The organism is Clostridium beijerinckii (assembly GCF_018223745.1).
Classification (GTDB): Bacteria; Bacillota; Clostridia; order Clostridiales; family Clostridiaceae; genus Clostridium; species Clostridium beijerinckii.
In genome coordinates, this window is the sequence record NZ_CP073653.1 from 4,163,408 (window position 1) to 4,186,546 (window position 23,139).

Below are 23,139 nucleotides of genomic sequence, written 5' to 3' on the forward strand. Positions count from 1 at the left end.
ACACCTCCTATTTTGTATAATAATACAGCATAAAACTTGACAGCATCATGTCATATTAATTAACTTTACTAGAGTATTAATTAGCTTTAGTGAAATATTAGTTTATCTAAAAAATAGAGGTAGTTAACTGTATAAGTAGTATCGCTATCTTTATATCTATTTTAAGCAAGACTCTATATAATCAACTGGCACATCCATCCTAATAGCCGTTTCTTCTATGGATAGACCACTATTTAAGAATCTTTTTACGACCATGACCATATTTTCTCCAACTTCGATAATATGCTTATCAGGATCATAAAATCTAACAACACGCTGCCCCCAAGAATGTTCTATCATAGGATGTACATAATTAATATCTGAGAGAGTGTTAAGCTTTTGAATAAAGCTGTCAAAATCATCTTCCTCAAAATATAATTCCGCTGCATTTCCACCAAAAGCAATTTCATCATTCTGTTTGCATATAAATGATAACCAAGTATCTTTTGTTTGTAATGCAATACCACCATTCAAAGTTACATTTGCTCCAAAGTCAACAACAACCTCTAACCCAAGTACTTCATAATAAAATTTCTTTGATTTCTCCATATTAGAAACAACTATCATTGGATTTGAAAACTTCATTTTATTCCTCTCCTTTAGCTAGCTTTATCTCTTCTAACCTTTCCTCCGCTGCTTTAATTGCCTGAGTTCCTGTTTTGCAAAGTACATTTATTCCCTTAACAATAGTTACAATTACATATGCTTCTACTAATTCTTCCATAGTTAAACCTGCTTCTACAGCTGCAACAGCATGTGCCTTTGCTCCACTTACTTCATCATCTAAACTATCCAATATAGTAAAAATCAATTCTCTTGTTTTTTTAGGAAGATGTCCATTTTCAATTGATTCACGCATTGCCAAATATCCACTTAAGCCATCTGGCGAATATTTAGAAAGTGCATCAGCAAATGGCGGATTCCATTTCAATTCTTCCTTATAATATTTAAGTATACTTTCAAAATCCTTCATAACTAAACTCCCCATCATCTTTTATTTTCTTAAGAATATCATTAAATTAATAGTAACCACTAAATCTATAATTTCTTAACAATATAATCAACAAATCCTTGTCTTATTTTTTCACCTTCATCCATTCTTTCTAATACCCTAATTTCTTTATGCAATATTTCCATATCTTCAAAATATGTATCTGGCTCACATTCCTCAAAATATGAATGTATTACAGGAGTGTTTCTCTCCATTTGCTCATATTGATTTTCACCAATAGCTAAACCTGTTCCATAACGAGAATCCTTTATCGTAAGAAAATTCACAAAAAGTAAGCCTCTAGGCTTTAATACACGTTTCATTTCATTTATTGATTTTAAAACATCTTCTTTTCTCATGTGAAATACCGAATTATACGAATAAACAAAGCTAAATGTTTCATCTCCAAATTTTAAATATCTCATATCTCCGTGTTCAATATTTAAATCTTGATTTTTTTCATCTGCATACATATTAGCCTCTTTTAATTGATTAATATCAAATTCTATTCCATATGTTTTATACCCATATTCTGAAAATAAGCTTAACGGTGGACAATTCCCTCCTGCACCACAATCTAGAACCACCTTATCCATAGTTGTTTCATTACAGAACATGATGAACCTATACAATGGTATTTGCCTAAATATTTCATTCATTTTGCCTTGTCCTTTCTATTAAAAATATTTTATAAATCACCTAAATTTAGCATTGCTACAGCCTTTTATTTCTCCTAAAATATTCTGACATTATAACTAAATAATAACATATATTACAATTATAAATCATTTAAATTTTATTAAGTTTCAGTCTGTGTGCTGAAATATAAAATTATATTTTTTTACTTAAAGTCTTTAGCAAATCAGGTGTTCGATTTAAACTCAAATTTAGAAACTTAATTACAATATATATTTTTAATAGACTCCAATTAAATTTATTACATTCTTTGACACGATATACATATAGCAATCAAAAATATACAAATTTCAATCATAACAATGAATACTTTATGACTTATATTGATGTATTTTGTTGAAATTCAAATTAAAATATATTCTTCAGAAAGAAGGAACTATTTAATTTTTTGAGAATTTTAAATTATAGGTAAATAAATATAAAAATATTAATTTATGAGGGGTGTGTTTTTATGAATTTTAATTTTAATACTAGTTTTTCTATGGAGTTTGATGCTATTGACAATAAGCATAAAGAATTATTTAATCGAGTTAATAAACTTCTTTATGCTTTAGAAAAGGAAAAGGATAGTAATGAAATTTTAAAAGCTTTAGACTCTGTTGAATATTATGCAAATAATAATTTTGATGAAGAAATAACCCAAACAAAATACAACTGTTCTGAACTTAAAATGTGTCACAGAAAACTTAATATGGAAATAAGAAAGTTAAGATATTCATTTGAAAATCCAGGAGTTTCATCATTGTTTACTCCTCTAATGCAAAAGGAAATAATGAAGTGGAGTAAAAATTACATAATTGGCTTACATAAATATTCATATGCATTTTTAAACGAGAACTCTTCATCTGCTGCTGAAGTTATGTTATAGCAAGATGATTTAACTCAACCATTGGCTTCGTTTTTTACTTCTTCAAATAATTACCCCTGCACCGTGTTTCACGGCACAGGGGTAGTTTCTATATATTTTGTATTATTTTACAACGTCTCTTGTTCAATTATTATAATAATTTTAGATTCTAACTTTAAATATATTATGGAATATCTCCATTAAAGTTAATAGTTGACATTATCAGTCCCCATTGCGAACTTTCACCGATTATAACACGTGCCCATACGTGCACACAAAAATATAACATATGTTGCTTAAAATCATCTCGCTAATAAGCATCAATCTTTAATATTAATTCAAAACATATCTAAGACATAAAAAGCAAGACTAAAATCTAGCCTTGCCTTCTTAATTTATAACTTTTTATAAAAATTATTCTTTTATTAATATGTTCAATAACTTTACATCAGTTAATGCTTCCATTCCGTATTGTATATCAGCTTCTATTGCAAAAATATCACCTTCGCTTATTACTGATTCGTCATTTTCATTGTAAACAACTTTAGCTTCCCCTTCTATTACAATAAATAACGACTCCATTTGATAATATTCCTTATCTATGCTTTCTCCTTTTGCATACGAAAAGAATCTAACTTCATGTTTTTCATTATCTACTAAAGCCTTACTTGCTATTGTATTTCCTGAATGACTTATCATATCTTTCATTTTTATTGGTTCAAATGGTTTGATGTTTCTTAAATATTTCATAAGCTTAATCCTCTTTCACTACTATTAATAGCATCTTCATATCTTCTTTTGCAGTTACTTGATGCTGAATATTTGCAGGCATAACTACCACTTGACCTTTGTGAGCTTCCATCACTTCATCACCTATTTTTACAGTAGCTACTCCTTCTTGAATAACAATCATAGCATCACCTTTAGCTGCATGAGGCCCAACGCCTTCACCCTTTCCAAAAGCTAATGCAGTAAGTCCTACACCTTTCTTTTGAGCCATTGTAACAGTTTCTATTTGACCTTCCTTGCAGCTTACTAAGCTGTCAAAATCTATTGCCTTTGATTTTTCTATATTCTTAATTAATTCTTGCATATTACATTCTCCTTTTCATTTTTATATGTAGGTAAACAACCTCTCTCCATTGATTTATATATATAGCCATACTAGAAATAATAGGGATTCTTTTGTGCAGTGTTTCATTGAGAATTTTGCTGTAGGATTTCTTCAGTACAAGTTGTTCTATTTTTGCTTGTCATTTGCTTGTCAAAGGAGCATGCAGAAATTGGTACAACTTATACTGTTAGAAATCCACAGTGAAATTCTCTAGAAACCGAAATAACAGAATCCCTGTTATTTCGGTGATTATAACCATAACTCTAAGATCCATTTAGTTTATTTACAGATAAGCTATAAATGTTTCTATTAGTTCTTCATTATTTTTGTTTATATTGCTATCAAAATATAGATCTAATATAGGAATTTTTATTTCTTCTTTATATTTTTCTCTTAATATTTTTAATATTGTAGCTGTATTTTCATACATTGAGCTTACAACAATAATCCCATCAACATTTTCTGCTGTTAGCAATTTAGCAAATCTATATCTTCCACTTCCTCCTGCATAATTTGGAAGCTTATCTTTTAGTATTTCATTAAGACTATCAATATCCTTATTAAATGGAGATTTTTCTTCTAGAATCAAATTAACTTTATTAATAATCTTCTTAGCTTCATCTACTAATTTAAAATATTGTTTATTAGTCTTATTTCTCTTATTGCTAAAATCTTTATATAGCATATATAATTCTTCTGCAAATGACTGCTTTACAACATCATAATTTTCAATTAGCCTTTTTATGAGATTATTATTTAAATAATCTTTATGCACTACCAAAGATTCTCCCACTATAAGCAGTTTCTTTTTATTTTCCTTTAATATCTCATTGTTTAGGATTTCTAATTTCTTATCAAAATATGAGTCTGTCATATTATTATTTTTTATTGCTTTAATTAAATCATCTAAAGCTTGTTCTTTTTTATTTTCATGTAATCTATTAATTAGATCGCCTATTACCAATGCTTTAAAGAATTCTAGACCAAAATCTTTATCTCCTAAGTAATCTTCTATAAATGGCGCTTCGAGATTTAGTTTTCTTCCACATTCTAAGGCTTTATATTGCATAAGCTTCCCATACTGCCCAAAGGTTTCACTTCCTTCATCTGTAGGAAGATATAATGTATATTCTTTTTCACTTTCTTTAACTTTACTTATGACCTCTGATATTAAACCAGTTAATGAAAAATATTCTTTTCCTCTTGAAAATTGCTTTCCAATTTCAATTGTGCTTTCACTTACAGGTTCTAATATTGTAACCTTTGTATTTTTTCTTTCTAAGAAAGCTTTTAGTATATTGCTATATGGATACATATATGGAATTATCACTTCATTTTCAGTTTCTATTTCATTCTTAGAGTTTTGAAGTTTATTATCAAATTTAACTTCATTAACCATTCCAAGTTTTTTACTACAATTACCTTCAGCAGATTCCTCAACTTTATTTTCTAAAAGGCCATTATTATCACAATTTTTAATTGAATTTATAAATGCCTCTACCCTTGTAATTACTCCAACTTTTGAAGAATGTTCATCTACTTCTATATGCAGATAAGGCTTACTTCCCATTTCCTTTTTAAAATAATGAGTAAGAATTGTATCTGGTCCGCATCCATGATTAGTAATGTATATTGGATATAAATTTTTATGGTTTCTTATAATTTTTGCTCCAGTTATTATGTGTTGTCCAAAAGGCCAATACATGTTAGAATATTCTTCTCCTATATTCATTTCAGAAGCTTCAAGATGAGTTAAATGAAGTACTTTATATCCACGTTTTTTCAATTCATTTTCTATACCCATGTTTAATGCTGGATCAACAATATTATATACTCTGCTTATCATTACAAATACTTTTTCATCTTCACCTATATTCTTTAAAACATCAGATCCAAGTGATTCAAGATTTTTCTCATAATCCATAAACTTTTTCATACCAGACATTACTGCTGCCGCTGTTTCTATTTTGTTTTTTCCAAGATCTTTTCCTATGCTTAATAAGGTTTTAATCATATATTGTTTGCCAAAATTAAATGATAATGTTGGTGATATTAACTTTATATTTTTTTCTTCCAAATTAAACACGCTTTCAATTATCTTTGGTGAAGTCTGCATATACACACATGCATAATCTTCTCTCACATCTGAACCTGCATGCTTCATAGTGTATAAATGTGGTAGGAATATATAATCAACTTTCCTCTGTAGAAGCCATGCTACATGTCCATTTATTAATTTAACTGGAAAACATGTTTCTTCAAACGAATATTCCTGGCTAAGGCCTATTATATCTTCATTAGTTGCATCTGAAAGTAAAACATTATATCCTAATTTTTTAAATATCTCATTAAACATCGGGAACATTTTATTAAGAAATAGTACTCTTGGTATCCCTATTGTTTTTTTATTAGCATCCTTATCAGTTATATATCCGTCTAAGAATAATTTTTCACCTTTATTTGAATAATCTACACTACTATTTTGTTTCTTATCTTTCTCGTTATTCTTTATACTTTCCTTTGTTAAAACTGCTGTTCCTAAAGCGCCTGTAACACTAAAGAATTCTGGAATGATAATTTCTTTATTAAGTAAAGCTCTAAATGCATTTACTACTGCTTGATTATGAGCAATTCCACCTTGAAGGAATATTTTATTTCCAATAGGTCTATTTCCAACAACTCTATTTAAATAATTTTTTACTATAGAGTAAGCAAGTCCAGCTGAAATATTCTCAATACTTTCGCCTTCTCCTATTGCTTTACCTATATTACCTTCAATAAAAACAGTACATCTATCCCCTAAATTGCAAGGGTTCTCCCCTTCTAAAGCAACCTTTCCAAACTCATTGATACTTATTCCAAGCTTCTTAATTTGCTCTTCTATAAATGCTCCTGTTCCTGCTGCACATATTTTATTCATTTCAAAGTCTTTTACTAACTTATTTTCTATACATATATATTTTGAGTCCTGACCACCAATCTCAAATATGGTGTCAACATCACTACATACATTTATAGCTCCTTCTGCTTGAGCTGTAATCTCATTTACAATTAAATCTGCATTAATTAATTTTCCAATATACTCTCTACCAGAACCAGTTGTACCTATTCCTTTGAATTTAAAGTCTTGTCCTAATCTTTCTCTTAATATATCAAAATATTCAGTAACAACTTCTTTTGGTTTTCCATTAGTTTTTGTATAAATATAATCAATCACGTTGTTAGCTTCATCAATAACAACAAAATTGATACTTGTTGATCCAATATCAACGCCCAAGTAACCTTCTTTTAAATTATTATTTATACAAGTATGCTTATTTAAACTATCATTTACTCCGAATTTATCTAATTTTTCAAATAAGCTATTTTTAGGCTTTTCTATAATTAATTTTTCAGAAGAGCTAAGTTTATTTACATCTATAATTAATCCTTTTTCTTCTGCTATCTTGCAAGCACCAAAACATGTTAATAACTCAAAATTTTCTTCAATTATAATGTCTTGGTCTTCTAACTTTAATACATCCTTTAGAGCTTTAACTACTCCTTTGTTATGTATTACCCCACCAGAAAGCATGATTGGTTTATTAAGCTTATTTTTCTGAAGAACATTTGCTTTATAATTTCTAACAAGTGCATGGCATAATCCTTGCAATATATCCTCTACTTTTACCCCATCCTGCATATGATGTATCATGTCAGTCTTTGAAAAAACGCTGCATCTTCCAGCTATCCTTGGAATTTCTGTAGCTTTTTCTGTATAAGATGATATATCTTTTATATCTATAGATAATCTTGAAGCCTGCTCTTCTAAAAAAGAACCTGTACCAGCTGCACAGCTTGTATTCATAAAAAACTTAACATTCTTAACGTCTATATCTGTAATGTATTTTGTTTCTTGCGCACCTAATTCAATAATAGATTTAACGCTTTTATTTTTAAATAAAGCTCCTTCAATAAGAGAAATACTGTTATTAATATGATATCTTTTATCTAAATTAATTCTTGATGATAAGCTTCCTGTTATCCCAATAACAATATTTGATTCTTTATTAATTACTTTAACCTTCTCAATTAACTCACTATAATATTTATTTATATTTCCTTTATGAAATATATAATTACTTTCAATTAAATTATCATTACCATCTAAGTAAACATACTTAAGAGTTGAATAACCAATGTCTATTCCTAACTTATTCATATCGCCCCTCCTTTGAAATTCATTCTCATTTACTTCTTATAAGTATTATATTATACTTTCACTATAGACTCCGTATCATATGATACGTTTTAAAAGAAATTTATGAGGTATCTAATGTCATATTTAGATAATTTAAATATTTCATGTGCTTCTGAAGTCCAAATGACTGAGGTTTTTATAAACTAAAATACCCTATAGAGTTGACTTTTTTATCGTCTATTCTATAGGATACAATCTAATTATCTTATGATCCATCCGTTATTAAAAATAAAGTTTACACTATATCTTTCGATCTGAAGTATTGCTCGATCTTTTCATCAATTAAACAAAAATTACAGGAATGTGCGATTTTAAATTTCATATTTTTAGTTAAGACTAAAAATAAATTATACAGATTAATCAATAGTTAGCTACAGCAATGGATTATGCTGCTATCTTTCATTTCTATGATCATAATCACAATTACGAGCTGGTGGAATACTCTGTATGAAGTTAAAAACATTTTCCGGATCATATTTAGCTTTAATTCTCCTAAGTCTAGCAAAATTATCACCATAATATTCATGACCGTAATCTTTTATACATAAATCTGGTACATTTACATATGATCCTGTTATATACGGCTGCAACCTTGCACGTGTCTTCTCAACAAGCATAATATTCTCTCGTGCTTCACCTTTTTCAATCCATGAAGCATCCCATTCCAAATAATATTTAGTATTTCGCCAGAAAAAGGCTGTATCCTTCGGATTTACACTATTCATAGCGCCTCCAGAGTTAAGGAAAAAGAAATTAGATTCGCTTCCTTTTGCCTTTTCTAAGAAGCTTCTTATCGCTTCAATTCCTTCTTCAGGCAGAGTTTGCTCAACCCAGGCAGATGACCACGTACTCTTCTGTTCATCGAAGAAAGGTTCATTTGGAGCCCAGAAATCTATTGCCTCACTTAGTGTAACCCCATCAATAACTACCTTTAAAGGACATCCTACTTCTATCAAAGGTCTTATTAATTTCTTCAGTTCTGCTTTAGTCCCAAGGAATAATCCCTGCGAACGGAGAAGACCATTTGTTTTCGAATATATCTCCAATATAGTACCAAGTCTTACATCTACAAATGGAGACCACCTTTGCCATGCATCAATAACTTCCTCTAATTGCTCCCAAGGCCAAATTATTTGAAATATCCCAACTTCAGCAGGAGCACGACGTATTCTAAATGTGTATGAGGTTATAATACCGAAGTTACCTCCTCCACCTCCACGAATAGCCCATAGTAAGTCTGGGTTTTCTTTTTCGCTAACGTGCATAATCTCACCATCAGCATTAACTATAGTGGCAGCTAAAATATTATCTGAAATCACTCCTGCTGTTCGTTGTATAGCCGTAATTCCTCCACCAGTACTTATTCCGCCTATACCAACAGTAGAACTATCTCCAAAAGGAGCAAGGAAACCTTCCTTTGCCAGCATCCTCACAAGAACACCAACGCGTATTCCCGCTTCAACTGTGGCAATTAAATTTGCTTTATCCACCTTTACTCTTTTCATTAGACCAGTATCTATTACAATTCCACCATTTGTTTGTGAAAAATCTTTTGCTAGAGCATGCCTGCCGCTTCGCATCCTAATTGGTACATCATTCTCACGGGCCCATTTGACTGCATTTTCTACATCCTTATTATCCCTTGCAAAAACAAATACACTAGGAAATGCGTTAGTGAACGGATTCCAGTTCATTCGTGCTTCCCTATATTCAGGATCATTTGGACGGATCACCTTTCCAGTTAATTTTGTTTTGCATTTCATATAGTCACCCTCTTTTGTAAATTAGCCTTATATAAAAACAATGTATTTTTTTACACAAAGCTTGTTATATTTTATAATATGAACTTTTATATAATTAGTACCATCTTTTGACTTTACATCTAACATAATGATACAAGAATGATACAAGTTTTTGCTTAGACTACTGTGGATTAAGAAGACAAGTACGCTCATATTTTTCCCTATACTTTTTCACAAAAAGAAGTATACAATTTTCATTAATATGTAATTCAACATGTGACTTTTTCAGATTCATCCTGATATAAGATTAGTCTTTTAAATTCCCTACCAAGTAAATATTTCTTTATTCTCTTTTAAAAGGCAACCTTCCAAATAAGACTTTCTCATAATTAATCCCCTAAGGAACCCCAATGATCACATGATTGTCCAGCGATATAATTTTCTAGATAATAATAAATCCTCGACAATACTACAATTAATATTGTCGAGGATTTGTTTAATTAACATGATGTCTTCCTCTTGGGACTATAAAAGGTGAATTAGATACTGGATCTTGTATTACCACACAATCTAGTCCAAATACTTTATTGATTAATTCCGAAGTTATAACCTTTGATGGTTCACCTTTCCCAATTAATTTTCCCTTTCGAAGAGCAAATATATAATCTGCATATCTGGCAGATAAATTTATATCATGAAGTACCATTACGATAGTAGTTCCTCTTTTGCGGTTTAGATCCGTCAATAAATCAAGGATTTCTACTTGATAAGCAATATCAAGATATGTGGTTGGTTCATCTAAAAGAAGTATATCGGTCTGCTGAGCTAGTGCCATAGCTATCCAAACCCTTTGTCGCTGCCCGCCAGATAGTTCATCTACACTACGATTAGCAAGCTCTGTTATTCCCATTATTTCAAGTGCCTCTTCTACTGCATCAAAATCAGTTTGATCCATACTTCTTAAGAATGCTTGATATGGAAATCTACCTCTTGAAACTAAATCCCAGACCGTTATCCCTTCTGGAACTACTGGTGATTGTGGAAGTAAACCTAAAACTTGTGCCAATTTTTTAGAAGGCATTGAAGTTATTTTTTTGCCGTCAATTACAACATCTCCTGAAATTGGCTTTATAAGCCTTGCAAGTGTTTTTAGCAAAGTTGATTTACCACATGCATTTGCTCCAATAATAACACTGATTTTATTACTTGGAATAGTTATATCAATTCCATCAACTATAATCTTTTTTTCATACCCAGTTACTAAGTTTTTTGCTTCAAGCAATTGTTGTTTTTCATTCATTATGCTTGCCCCCTTCTGTTTATAGTTATTAGAAGCAGCAGCATATATGGTGCTCCTAAAATTCCTGTAATTACACCTACAGGAAATCTTGTACTAAATACAAACTGGCCAATCATATCTGCTCCAAGTACTAATAATGCTCCAACTAAACCTGATGCTAAAACATTTGGCGCTCCTAGTCCAACAAGTCTTGCTGAAATTGGACCTGATAAAAATGCAACAAAGGCTATAGGCCCTGTAATAGCAGTTGCAAAAGCAATTAAAAATACTGAACTTAATATCAATGCTATTCTTATTAAATTTATTTTAATCCCAAGTATTGTTGCAAATTCATCTCCTAATTCTAATATTTGAAGGTGATTAGTTAAACATAAAATAATAACTCCAAATATAATAACGACCACAAGTAAGCCTGGGACATCTTTCATACTCATCCCATTTAAGCTTCCATTTAACCATGTGAGTGCTTTTGAAACATCATGTTCTGAAGCCTTAACTAGCAAAAATGATATAAGGGCATTTAACATTGCTTGCATTCCAATTCCTATAAGTATTAATCTGCCGCCTGAAAATCCTGTGCCTTTAGAGAAAATATATATAAGTGTTGAAACTAAGATTCCAGAAATTACAGCTGCTATAGAAACACTGCTTCCACTCATATGAAGAACTAATATACAAAACACTGCTGCAATACTAGCCCCTGAACTTATTCCTATAATATCAGGACTAGCTAGCGGATTTCTAAGCATAGTTTGAAATGTGTTTCCTGCAATTCCAAAGGCTAACCCTGCTAAAAGTCCACAGAGCATTCTTGGTAAACGCAAGGTTCCTATAGTAAATGTAGCTCCTTGTATCTCTTCCCCACTAAGCACTCTTATAACTGTACTTAATGAATAATTAGTTTTACCATATAAAAGCATAACTCCGCAAAGACTTATTGTTAAAGCAAAGAGAATTATATTAACGCTAATCATGCGTTTTTTTCTTTTTATATAACCTTCTTTTATCATAGAGTGAGTAGTTTTTATCATATAGCCCTCACCTTCGCTTTTCTTGCAATGATAATAAGAATTGGAGCTCCTAAAAATGCAGTAATAATTCCCACCTGAAGTTCACCAGGACTTCCAATTACTCTTCCCAAAACATCTGAAATTGTTAAAAGCACCGCTCCTCCAATAGCCGACATTGGAACTAAACCTCTTAAATTTGAGCCAAAAATGAGACGTATACTGTGAGGAATCATTAAACCTACAAATCCTATAGGTCCTGCAATAGCTGTTGTTGCACCACATAGTATAACCCCTGCAATTGCACATATAATCCTAATAATTCCTATATTTACTCCAAGACCAGTTGCAACCTCGTCTCCTAAAGCTAAAATATCCAATGCTGGTGCTGATATTATGCTTATTATTAATCCAATTATTAAAAATGGTAACATTAAGTCAATACTCTCCCAAGTTGCACCACTTACACTTCCGACCTGCCAAAATCTATATGCATCTATAACCTCACTTCTAGGAAGTATTATTACACTTACTAAAGAGGTTAAAACTGCACTAGTAGCTGAGCCTGCCAAAGCAAGTTTTATTGGTGTCATACCTCCGCTGCCAATGGAAGCTATAGTATAAACAAATATTGATGTGATTCCTGCTCCAACTAGTGCAATCCAGATATACTCGTTAGCTGAATTTATATTAAAAAATGCTATTCCAATTACAACAAATAAAGATGCACCTGTATTAACTCCTAAAATGCTTGGGTCTGCTATTGGATTTCTAGTGATTGATTGCATAAGAGCTCCAGATATTCCAAGAGAAGCTCCTGCCATAATGCTAAAAATTGTTCTTGGAATACGTTCTCGAACAACTAATGCAGCAAAAGACGTATCGTCACTATTTAATAAATCATTTATTGCTTGGCTAATTCCTATATTTTTTGACCCAAATGCCAGTGATATTACTACACATATACCTAGTAAAAAAATACTACCTAAATATATTCCTACTGTCTTTCTAAATCTCATTATGCTTTATCTGCTGCCTCTCCAATTATTTTTAGATATTCACCTATTGTTGCTTGAATTGATAAGGCAGTAGGAGTACAAGATGCTGCAAGTGCTGATCCATCTTCTATTACGGCAACTGATCCTCTTTTTATTGCTGGAACTGTTCCAAGTAGAGCATCTGATTGCAATTGTTTTACTAACGTGTCATTTCCATAAGTTACTATTACATCTACATCTGTTAATTTATCAATATTTTCTGAACTAATTTCAAGAGCAAAACTATCTGAAGTCTGGGCTAGCTTTTTAACACTCTCTGGTAATTCTAATCCTAAATCAGTTAAATATGCTGCTCGAGGATCTGATGGAAGATATATATAAAATTTACCTAGGTCAGCTGGATTAAAGTAACAAAAAACAGCCTTTTTGCCTTTAAGTTTAGGATACTCACTAGTTTTTTCTGTTATTTGCTTTTCCAAATCTGAAACCAATTTGTCTCCTTCATCTTTTTTACCCATTGCAGTTGAATTAATTGATATTTGATCACGCCAATATGTTTGCCAAGGAAGTTTAGGATATGCTACAACAGGAGCAATTTTACTTAATAAATCATATTCTTCTTGTGTTATTCCTGAATATGCAGCTAATATAACATCTGGCTTAGCATTACTGATAGCTTCATAGTCTAAACCATCTACATCGTCAAAAGTAACAGGTTTGTCCACGCCTAACTCTTTATATTTTTCTGCTGTCCATGGTAATAAACCATTTTCATCTGCTTTTCCATAGTTAGCTTTAGATACACCTGCTGGTACAACTCCTAATGCTAATGGTACGTCCTGATTTCCCCAAGAAATTGTAACGACCTTTTCTGGCTGTTTTTCAATTACTGTTTCACCAAAAGCATGTTTAATAGTAAGTGGATACGTTACAGTCGCACTTTGTCCCACATTAGATTTATCTTCATTTTTAGCCGCTCCACTTGAGCATCCCGTTATTAATAAAGTACAAGCAAGAATAATCGTAGTTATTCCTTTTAATTTCATGATAATCCTCCTAATTGTTATGTATTTTATTGAATTAATATTTATTTGATTTTTATATTCAAATGATAATGTTTTTCATTTGCTGTCGGTATTTATTTTATATTCATCAGTAAAATTTGTCAACCTTACATTAGGGGACATTATCTTGAAATTTGTGGTAATACTTATTAAATAAAATTATTTCCATTATATTTTTTGAAGATCTTGCCTTCATAAGGAGTTCCTAAAAAACAAAAAAATATTTATGATAAATCCTTGTTATAATTGCGTTTCTAAATAGCAATTATAACAAGGGTCTATACATAAATATTTCAAAACAAAATTACATAAAATTAACTATTAATGCACAAGTTCTTTAAGCAAGAAAACTTATTTTTTGACTTAACTAAATCTCGCTTTAAGACATTTGATAAATTAATTTAATTCTATAGATTTAGAAGTCCTCTTAATATTAAGTTCAGTTACCATTTTATTTGAAAACTTGTCCATATTTATAAAATACATTACAATTAATCCAATTATGGTAAATACAATTCCTGAGTATATAAATGAAATATTAATTGCCTTTATTGCAGCTCCTGTCTGTACAGCAGCTGTTCCATTATATTTTCCAAAGTCAAGAATCCATCCGAGAATTGCAGTACCAAGGCCACCCCCTAATTTCATTCCAAAACTTACACAACTGTTAATTAATCCATCTGCACGTATTCCTGTTTTCCATTCTCCATAATCTACAGCATCTGCAACAATTGCGAAAATTCCAACTATTAGAGGCGCCATACCAAACCCTTTTATAATGCTTCCTGCCATAACAAGCTCATAAGAAGCAGGATTAATTGCCATAATAATAACACCTACTAATTTCACTAGAAATCCAAACATCATAACTTTCCATTTACCAAATTTACTTATGAACTTAGGTAAAAGTGCAAATCCAACTATCATAGGTGCATAAAGTGCTAAAGTAAGCATCCCCATTAAATTAGCATTATTTAATACATAAGTTGTATAATAAAGAGTAGCTCCTGAAAATAACCCCATATCTGTATAAATAATAATAAACATAATCGCTATAAGTAAAAAATATTTATTTTTCATCAAGGAACCAATTCCTACTTTTAACTTGAATTTTTCTCCCTTTTCATCCTGATTTCTTTCTTTTGTAAATGCAAATGTTATGAATAGAAATGCACATGAAATTATTCCATAAATAACTGCAAGTTTTGACCATCCATACTTTTCAACCAATGGATTTGTAATCATTGATAATATAATAGTAAATGAAATAACAAAAACAAATCGAATTGAGCTCAAAACTGAACGTTCTTGTATGTTACTTGATATTCTTGATAGCAATGTGCAATATGACAAATTTGAGGCCGTGTATACAATTGACACTAAAAATATATAAGTGATATATGCATAAATCAGCTTTCCACCATTGCTGAGCCCCATAGGAACATTAAACAATAATATCAAACCAATCCCCATAAATGGTGCACTCCATAAAATCCAAGGTCTTGTTTTCCCCCACCTTGTATTAGTTTTATCAATAAGTGCTCCAATTGATAAATCTGTTACACCATCTAAAAGTCTCGCAATCAGCATTAGTGTCCCAACTGCTGCTACTCCAAGTCCAACGCTATTAGTATAATATATCATCAAAAAAGAAGTAATTGGCACATACACAAAGTTACATCCTACATCGCCTATTGAATAAAAAATCTTTTCTTTTAAATTAATTTTTTCTTCCATAAAAATACTCATTCCTTTCATAGTACTCAATATATAAAGTAATTAAACGATTACTCCAAGAATATATATGTTCTAATTAATGATGCACATTTATCAATAAATAATAAATGCTGAAATTTTTTTGAGTTTTCAATAATTCCTATTCAAAAAGCATTGAATTCTAATTAAAACTTATATATTATAAAAATATGACTTGATATGGCAGAGTAAAGTAATTATATTTTTATGTACAGTTAATATTAACTAATCAACCAACTAATATTAACTATCATTAAACTAATACTTTTCACTCTGTCATTTCATTTGTATTTGAGACAATTACAATGTAACTTTTCCCATGTGTAGATCTGAATCTGCGCTGCTGCTTCCTATATACGCCTCATACTCCATTTTCTCTAATTCCATTTGTTCTGTTTTTGGATTATACCAGCAAAGCTCCTCTTTAGGGCAAGTTATTGTAACTTCCTTGCTTTCTCCTGGCTGTAAATTTACACGAGCAAAACCTCTTAACAATTTTACAGGTCTCTCTACAGATGAATTTTTGAATCCGACATACATTTGTACGACTTCATCCCCTGCCATTTTTCCTATATTTTTAACAGTACATTTAGCGATAACACTATCATCAGATGCATCAAAATTTGCATCACTAAAATCAAACTTAGTATAAGATAGTCCAAATCCATATGGTACAGATGGTTTTATGCCTTCCTTTTCTAACTTTGTATATCCATGATAGTAATCATACCATTGAGATGTTGTATCCCAATTTACTTGTGGAAGATCACTTTCTTTAAATGGAATTACATATGGTAGTTTTCCACTTGGATTAACATCTCCAAATATAATCTCTCCTATTGCAGTTCCGCCTTCCATACCTGGATAATATGCCATCATTATAGCTCCAACGCTTTCTTTCCACTCTTCCATCATTATCATATTTCCACCAATTAACACGGCTATAGAATTGGTGTTAACAGGACCTACTTCCTGTATTAATTTAATTTCATTTTCATGAAGACCTAACGAATTTTTTCTATCGCCACCTACTGCTCCTGTGTAAGATTCAAATTCATCTTCTGATATATATTCACCTTCATCGTCATAGTTATATCCAACTACAAATATAACTGCATCTGCATCTTTAGCTAATTCTTTTGCATGTTCCAAATTTTCGCCATTATAATATACAACCTGCGCTTTAGGTGCTGCATTTGCAATTCCTTGTAATGGTGTTATAACATAAGCTGGTCTTACCTGACTTGAACCATGATCTCCTATTACTTCCTTATCGCCTAACTTTCCTAACACAACAATTTTTCTTGCTTTATCTTTGTTTAATGGTAATACATTATTTTCATTCTTAATTAATGTAATCCCCTCTCTTGCTGCCTGAAGTGCAAGTTTAATGTGATCTTCACATCCAATTAAACTCTCATCATATTCATTTGAATAAGCATCTTCAAATGCTAGCAATGTACGCACGATACGTAATGCAGATTCATTAATTTTACTTTCTTTTACTTGTCCGTTTTTTACTGCCGCTACTAATTTATCTCCAAAAAACTGAGTACAGCACATTTCCATATCTTGTCCGCCATTAGCTGCTTCAACCGTATCTCTGACTCCCCAGATAAAGTCACTCATAACAAATCCATCAAAATCCCATTCCTTTTTCAATACTTGATTTAATAAGTAATCATGATGTCCACAATGAGTTCCTTTGTATAAATTATAAGAACTCATAATAGCTGCTGCACCTGCTTCAACACATTTCTTAAAATGAGGAAGAAATACTTCTCTCTCAGTACGTTTATCACATTCAACATTTACCTTAAATCTGGAAATTTCCATTTGGTTAAAAGCAAAATGTTTTACACATGCGATTACATTTTCGTCTTGTACACCTTTAACTAATGCTCGTCCCATTTCCCCTAAGTGAAAAGATTCTTCACCATAAGTTTCTTGGCTTCTTCCCCAGCCTGGATTATACGGAAGATTAATACATACTCCTGCAAATAAGTTACCTTTATACCCATGAACTTCTTTACCTATAGCATTACCTATTTTTTCTTCTAATGCTGTATCAAATGTTGCACCTCTAAGCATTGATACTGGAAAACATGTGCTTTTTCCTGCACTACAAACTACACCCCTTGGCCCATCACAGAAAAGCATAGGAGGCACATTATTCTTCTCTATTCCTCCTGCTGGATAAGGATAACTATTATAATGTTTTTGCTCATCAGCATCTCTCAAATCAGAGAGCATATCATTAAGAGTAACATTTCCACCCATTAAGGAAACCTTTTCTTCTAAAGTTAAAGAGTTAACTATTTCCTTTGCCTTTTCAGTATAAGATAATCTTTTTAATTTAGTACATTTCATTTTTACATATCTCCTTTACAATATTTTTCTAATAAATTAATAGATTCTTTAAAATCAAAACGCAAATAGCCTTGTACATTAGGATCCGCATTTAAACTTGCCCCACTTTTTCGGTATTCAGCAGGGGTCACACCTATTTCTTTTTTAAAAGCTCTGTAAAAAGTACTTTCAGAATAAAAGCCACAATCATTTGCTATAAAGCTAATTGACTTGTTTGAAAACTTAAGCATATATTTAGAAGCCTCTATTTTGCTGCTAAGTACTAAATCTTTAGGTGATAATCCAATGTTTGCCTTTAAGAAACGATAAACTGATTTCTCGCACAATCCTATAAATTTATATAGTTCATCTAATACTGTATCTTTTGTACAGTTTTTTTGGATAAAGTTTATTACCTGCATGAGCAATTCTGTGTTTTCTGTTTCTTTCAAATCTACAGCTTTTTGATGAATATCATATAATGTGAATTCAAATAAGTCCGCTATTAACATATAAACTAAAGATTTTACCCTATAAGTGTTAAATATTTCATCACTCTGACTTTCAAGTCCAATTTTAGCAGCATTAGCAACGTATGCATCATATCCGTTCTTAGGCTTTTTATCATTAAGCTTGCTGTTTAAGTAAAAATAATACGATCTATTATCATCTTTTGTATTTTTGAATAAATTCTCATTCATCTGAATAAATAAGCATAAATTCTCTTCCTTAGTACGTTGTAATTCATGTACTGCTTTTGAATTTAATAACACAATATCCCCTGCTTCCAAAACCGTTATCTTGGGGCTTGCATTTACTATTAGGGATCCTTTCAGAACTAAAATTAATTCATAATCATAATGCCAATGAAAACTAGAATGTTCAATTGATGTTACAAACACCTTTGCTGGATATTTCTCTTCATGCTCAATTGTTTCAAAAATATATGAACTCATATTTCCCCCATTTCATGATATACTATAACCGCTTTGTAAATATTTACACTTTGATTATAAGTTATATCAAAATATATTTGTTATCATTTTTGTACAAATTCTATTTCATTTTCAGACTAATCATATTATAACTGAATCATATAAGGCACATGAAAATAAATTAAATATTTCATATTATGTATAGAGAATCCATAAGCTAATAAACTGTATAAGAACTTAACTAATTCCCTAATTTCTAGCTATTCTTAATCATAATAAAAAAATGCAACAATAATTTATCTTTAAAGTCTCAAACCCAATAATTTGGAAATTTATGATAAAATATTATTATGCGAAAAAGAAATATTATAAATTTAACAGAAGATGGAATTAGCCTTTTATTAGAATCTATTAAAAAGTAAAGGATGTATTTTATATGTTAAATGTAAAGAAAATATTATTAGGTGTAGTTTGTCTTATTGTTATCACAGTTATCATCGTTGGAGGAAAATATCTAATCTCTGTTAGAAATTATCAAACAACAATTAGAGGATTAACAATTAACAACGTAGATTTATCGAAGATTTCCGATGGAAAATATATTGGTTCATATGATGTTAATTTAATTAGCGCAAAAGTTTCAGTTACAGTTAAAAACCACAAGATTGAAAATATAGATTTACTAGAACATAAAACCGATAGAGGCAAGCCTGCAGAAGTTATTCCAAGCATGGTAGTTAAAGCACAAAGTTTACAAGTAGATACTGTTTCAGGAGCAACAAATAGCAGTAAAACAATTTTAAAGGCTATTGAAAACGCACTAAAGCCTAATCAAAAATAAAAATATATCAATAAAAGAGGCTGTAGATAGATTTCGTTTTTACACAAATTTATCTACAGCCCAAAGCATAATCTTTAAAATCGAATACGCATAATTTAGTTCCATATCCGTTATAAACATTCTATTTCACAGAACTTTTATCCCTCATTACCTTACTTAACAATATTGACTATGTTAGCTTGTCCTGCATCAACCTGTATATCGCCATTAACCAGTTCACATATCTCGCCACTAGTAAATATAACTATCACATCAGTTGATGGAACTTTATCTTTTATTTCTTCTATATCAAATTCCAAAAGCTTATCACCTATTTTTATCTTTTGCCCTTCTCTAACAAATGTTTTGAATCCTTTACCATTGAGTTTGACTGTATCAATACCAACATGAATTAGAATTTCAGCTCCATTATTTGCTTTTAGACCTATTGCATGCAAAGTTGGAAAAATCATTGATACTACACCAACTATAGGTGAATACACAACACCTTGTTTAGGCTCAATTGCAAAACCGTCACCTAAAGCTTTAGACGCAAATACCTCATCTATTACAGATGTTACTGGCTTTAGTTTTCCCTCCGTTGGTGACACTATTTTGAACTTTGTCCTATTAAATAAATTAAACATATTTTCCAGCCTTCCTTTTATAAACTACTTTTTTCTATATTTATTGCACCGCTAATTCCTATCTCTAGACTTTTGCACCACTTAGAAAATCATAAATACAATATATAAGTTAACTAAATTGCAAATTTTTATCTAAAATTCGCAATATTGCCTCTGCCACTCCATTTTTATCATTGTCTAGTGTAATGAAATCTGCTTTAGCTTTAATATCTTCACTTGCATTTCCCATTGCAATGCCAATTCCCGCCATCTGAAGCATCTCTATATCATTATTATTATCTCCAATAGCAGCTATTTCCTTCAAATCTATTTCTAGCAATTCAGTTAGTTTCTCCAGACCAGCCCCCTTATTTGCGCTATGAATGTTAATCTCAAGATTATCCTCTACAGATGAGGTTATTTTAACTTTATCATTTATAGATAACAAACTATTATATACTTCATTTTTCATATCATCTTTTAAAAATGGAATATTTATTTTTTCTACACATTTTATCCATTCACATTCTGATCTATCATCAACTACCGAAAAAATATTCTTTATTAAATTATGACTGTCTGACATAAGATTTAAGCATTTTTCTGATAATCCATATTTAACGGGATTTATAAAAACCTCTTCATCTATATAAGCATTCCCGTTAGAATAAAACTCAACAACGATTGGATAATCCTTAATTATTTTAATTATCTTCTTTAAAATATCTATAGTAATAAAGTTAGAAAAAACTATTTCATTTTTTCTTAAATTTACTACAGCCGCTCCATTTGAAGATATTGCATATGTAATTTCCTCTATTGATTTTATCTCATCACATATTAATCCAACACTTCTCCCAGTTGCCAAAACCACCTGAACTCCCTTTTCAATCGCCATTTTAATTGCAGTAAGAGTTTTGTCACTTATATAACCACAACTGTTTAATACTGTCCCGTCTAAATCCAATGCTATAAGTTTAATCTTCATTTACACCTCCATGATAGTTTATTAAAAATTCCTGTATTCTCTTAATATTTTCTTCCTGCAATACATAGTTAATATAAATAATCTTAGTTTTACTTGGTAATGTAACATTAAATAATCGTATTGGAGTAAAAATCACATCTACATCTATGGAGTACTGTCTTATATAATTCAAAGAGAAACTTCCTATTATTTCGATTTTATCACCACAGTAATTATTGATTTGTTTTGCCATACTCGAAGCTGCACTTTGTCCAATATCACTTATTATTATTGCTTTTATTTTTGTTTGGGCAAAAGCTCCCATATAAAGTATAATAAAACCCAATTCTTCTTCTTGAATCTTATAACCATACTTATCAAAAATTAGTTTATATAATATATCTGCCATTTCTGTTTGAAGCTTATATAATTCCTTTGCATTTCTTATAGATGCATTGTGCTCAAAATGTCCTTGTTCTGAACGATAAAGCATTTTATCTATATGTATGCTTAACATTTTCTTTAACTCTGGATTTTTTAAATAGCTACAATTATATTTTTTATCTACTATCGATAAAAATTCTTCTGTTAACTCCGCGATTTCTTTTCTTGGCTCCAATTTAACACATTCATCATATAATACTCTTTTAGTTAAAAGGCAATCTTTTAAAAAGTTTCTATCACACTCAGATATTCTAATATCATTTTGAATTAAAAGTCCCTCAATTTCATTTATAATATCTTCAAATACTTGAGGATACTGTCTACTAGTTTCTGGTTCTAAAAGTAATCCTGCCTTATTACGATATATCATTATAAATAAATCTAACAAAAATCCTTCTACCGATTTATCAATTAGAATCAAATTATTTTTATATAAAATAACCGGTAATTCCTTTTGCAAAATTTCATATATTTTGCTATATGACTCTCCAAACTGAAATTTCAAAACTTTATACATTAAAATAGATCCAAATGTTTTATAATTTAATGTTTCAGATAATATATGCCTTATGCTTCTTTCTTTTCCACGGAAATAGATGCCTTTTTTTGTTCTTTCAATATTAAGTCCATTAAAATTTCGTAAATATTCATCAATTTCCTTTAGAGTTTTTATCATTACTGTTTTTGATACATACATAATATCTGCTAAGTTCTGAACTGAAATAGGCTCTTTTATAAATGTCAAATATATAAAAGTAAATAAAAATCTTTCTCCAGGTGTTTCTGGCAATTCTACCTTCTTCAAACTCAAAATCATATTATTTAAAAATTCATAAAACTGAGTTCTCTCTCCCTTAAGAATAAAATAACCTCTAGCTGAAGACGAGTTTATCCTCATATCTTTATGTCTTAATATATCATTTATCTCATGTATTTCCATCCTGACAGTCCTTAAGCTGATACCTAACTTTTCCATAAATTCATTGGGTCGCACATATTCATTATGTAATAAATCTCTAAGCATAATTACTTGTCTTGATTTCATAAATCCTCCACTTTTATAATATAATCATCTTTTTTTGCTACAACATTAGATAATATGTTTTATGCATTTTTTCCTCCATATATTTGTTGTACAAGACTCTTTACTATATTATATACGAAAGATAGGTCACATGAAAAAATAGATATATATTTTAACAGTT

19 protein-coding genes are annotated in these 23,139 nt (G+C 30.4%); 2 read left to right on the forward strand and 17 right to left on the reverse strand.

The window, feature by feature from the left end:
* Window positions 1-156: 156 nt before the first annotated feature.
* The 3 genes from KEC93_RS18920 to KEC93_RS18930 all read right to left on the reverse strand — a co-directional run bounded on the left by KEC93_RS18920 (window position 157) and on the right by KEC93_RS18930 (window position 1,689).
* Window positions 157-624 carry a VOC family protein gene (locus tag KEC93_RS18920; protein WP_077868257.1) on the reverse strand — a complete coding sequence of 156 codons (468 nt, stop codon included), beginning with the start codon at window positions 622-624 and terminating at the stop codon, window positions 157-159.
* 1 nt (window position 625) lies between these two features.
* Complete coding sequence (locus KEC93_RS18925; protein WP_017213060.1) at window positions 626-1,012, reverse strand: carboxymuconolactone decarboxylase family protein; 387 nt, start codon at window positions 1,010-1,012, stop codon at window positions 626-628.
* Between the two features lie 65 nt (window positions 1,013-1,077).
* Entirely contained in the window at window positions 1,078-1,689 is a 612-nt protein-coding gene (locus KEC93_RS18930; protein WP_077868256.1) for a class I SAM-dependent methyltransferase, read from the reverse strand.
* 488 nt (window positions 1,690-2,177) lie between these two features.
* Here KEC93_RS18930 and KEC93_RS18935 point away from each other — a divergent pair, with 488 nt between their 5' ends.
* Window positions 2,178-2,594, forward strand: coding sequence for a hemerythrin family protein (locus KEC93_RS18935; RefSeq protein ID WP_023975197.1), 417 nt, complete (start codon window positions 2,178-2,180; stop codon window positions 2,592-2,594).
* 393 nt (window positions 2,595-2,987) lie between these two features.
* Here the strand turns inward: KEC93_RS18935 and KEC93_RS18940 are convergent, their stop codons facing one another.
* The 11 genes from KEC93_RS18940 to KEC93_RS18990 all read right to left on the reverse strand — a co-directional run bounded on the left by KEC93_RS18940 (window position 2,988) and on the right by KEC93_RS18990 (window position 19,098).
* A complete protein-coding gene (locus tag KEC93_RS18940; RefSeq protein ID WP_077868255.1) occupies window positions 2,988-3,323 on the reverse strand; it encodes a cupin domain-containing protein in 336 nt (111 codons plus the stop codon).
* Between the two features lie 4 nt (window positions 3,324-3,327).
* Window positions 3,328-3,666, reverse strand: coding sequence for a cupin domain-containing protein (locus tag KEC93_RS18945; RefSeq protein WP_012059922.1), 339 nt, complete (start codon window positions 3,664-3,666; stop codon window positions 3,328-3,330).
* 304 nt (window positions 3,667-3,970) lie between these two features.
* On the reverse strand, window positions 3,971-7,888 hold the full coding sequence (locus KEC93_RS18950) for an acyl-CoA dehydratase activase (protein ID WP_077868254.1): 3,918 nt from the start codon (window positions 7,886-7,888) through the stop codon (window positions 3,971-3,973).
* Window positions 7,889-8,319: 431 nt separating this feature from the next.
* The gene (locus KEC93_RS18955; RefSeq protein WP_077868253.1) at window positions 8,320-9,690 is read right to left on the reverse strand and encodes an FAD-binding oxidoreductase; all 1,371 of its coding nucleotides are present in this window, start codon (window positions 9,688-9,690) and stop codon (window positions 8,320-8,322) included.
* Window positions 9,691-10,165: 475 nt separating this feature from the next.
* On the reverse strand, window positions 10,166-10,969 hold the full coding sequence (locus tag KEC93_RS18960; protein WP_077868252.1) for an ABC transporter ATP-binding protein: 804 nt from the start codon (window positions 10,967-10,969) through the stop codon (window positions 10,166-10,168).
* Window positions 10,969-12,000 carry a FecCD family ABC transporter permease gene (locus KEC93_RS18965; protein ID WP_077868251.1) on the reverse strand — a complete coding sequence of 344 codons (1,032 nt, stop codon included), beginning with the start codon at window positions 11,998-12,000 and terminating at the stop codon, window positions 10,969-10,971. The genes KEC93_RS18960 and KEC93_RS18965 overlap by 1 nt, the downstream gene beginning before the upstream one ends.
* Window positions 11,997-12,995: a FecCD family ABC transporter permease gene (locus tag KEC93_RS18970; protein WP_077868250.1), complete on the reverse strand. Its 999-nt coding sequence runs from the start codon at window positions 12,993-12,995 to the stop codon at window positions 11,997-11,999. Before KEC93_RS18970 ends, KEC93_RS18965 begins: the two co-directional genes overlap by 4 nt.
* The gene (locus tag KEC93_RS18975; protein ID WP_077868249.1) at window positions 12,995-14,020 is read right to left on the reverse strand and encodes an iron-siderophore ABC transporter substrate-binding protein; all 1,026 of its coding nucleotides are present in this window, start codon (window positions 14,018-14,020) and stop codon (window positions 12,995-12,997) included. The genes KEC93_RS18970 and KEC93_RS18975 overlap by 1 nt, the downstream gene beginning before the upstream one ends.
* A 414-nt stretch (window positions 14,021-14,434) precedes the next feature.
* Window positions 14,435-15,775, reverse strand: a complete 1,341-nt coding sequence (locus tag KEC93_RS18980) for an MFS transporter (protein WP_238892870.1) — start codon at window positions 15,773-15,775, stop codon at window positions 14,435-14,437.
* Between the two features lie 318 nt (window positions 15,776-16,093).
* The gene (locus KEC93_RS18985; RefSeq protein ID WP_077868247.1) at window positions 16,094-18,163 is read right to left on the reverse strand and encodes a beta-glucosidase family protein; all 2,070 of its coding nucleotides are present in this window, start codon (window positions 18,161-18,163) and stop codon (window positions 16,094-16,096) included.
* A 2-nt stretch (window positions 18,164-18,165) separates the two neighbouring features.
* Window positions 18,166-19,098 (reverse strand): helix-turn-helix domain-containing protein, encoded by a 933-nt coding sequence (locus KEC93_RS18990; protein WP_023975208.1) that lies wholly within the window; start codon window positions 19,096-19,098, stop codon window positions 18,166-18,168.
* Window positions 19,099-19,513: 415 nt separating this feature from the next.
* Here KEC93_RS18990 and KEC93_RS18995 point away from each other — a divergent pair, with 415 nt between their 5' ends.
* Window positions 19,514-19,918, forward strand: a complete 405-nt coding sequence (locus tag KEC93_RS18995) for an FMN-binding protein (RefSeq protein ID WP_039773759.1) — start codon at window positions 19,514-19,516, stop codon at window positions 19,916-19,918.
* A 152-nt stretch (window positions 19,919-20,070) separates the two neighbouring features.
* On the opposite strand, the gene KEC93_RS19000 is transcribed toward KEC93_RS18995, so the two are convergent.
* From KEC93_RS19000 to KEC93_RS19010, 3 genes are all read right to left on the reverse strand, one after another.
* On the reverse strand, window positions 20,071-20,544 hold the full coding sequence (locus tag KEC93_RS19000) for a PTS sugar transporter subunit IIA (protein ID WP_039773758.1): 474 nt from the start codon (window positions 20,542-20,544) through the stop codon (window positions 20,071-20,073).
* A 109-nt stretch (window positions 20,545-20,653) separates the two neighbouring features.
* Entirely contained in the window at window positions 20,654-21,511 is an 858-nt protein-coding gene (locus KEC93_RS19005) for a Cof-type HAD-IIB family hydrolase (protein WP_077868246.1), read from the reverse strand.
* Window positions 21,501-22,979: a BglG family transcription antiterminator gene (locus KEC93_RS19010; protein ID WP_077868245.1), complete on the reverse strand. Its 1,479-nt coding sequence runs from the start codon at window positions 22,977-22,979 to the stop codon at window positions 21,501-21,503. Before KEC93_RS19010 ends, KEC93_RS19005 begins: the two co-directional genes overlap by 11 nt.
* Between the last annotated feature and the right edge of the window lie 160 nt (window positions 22,980-23,139).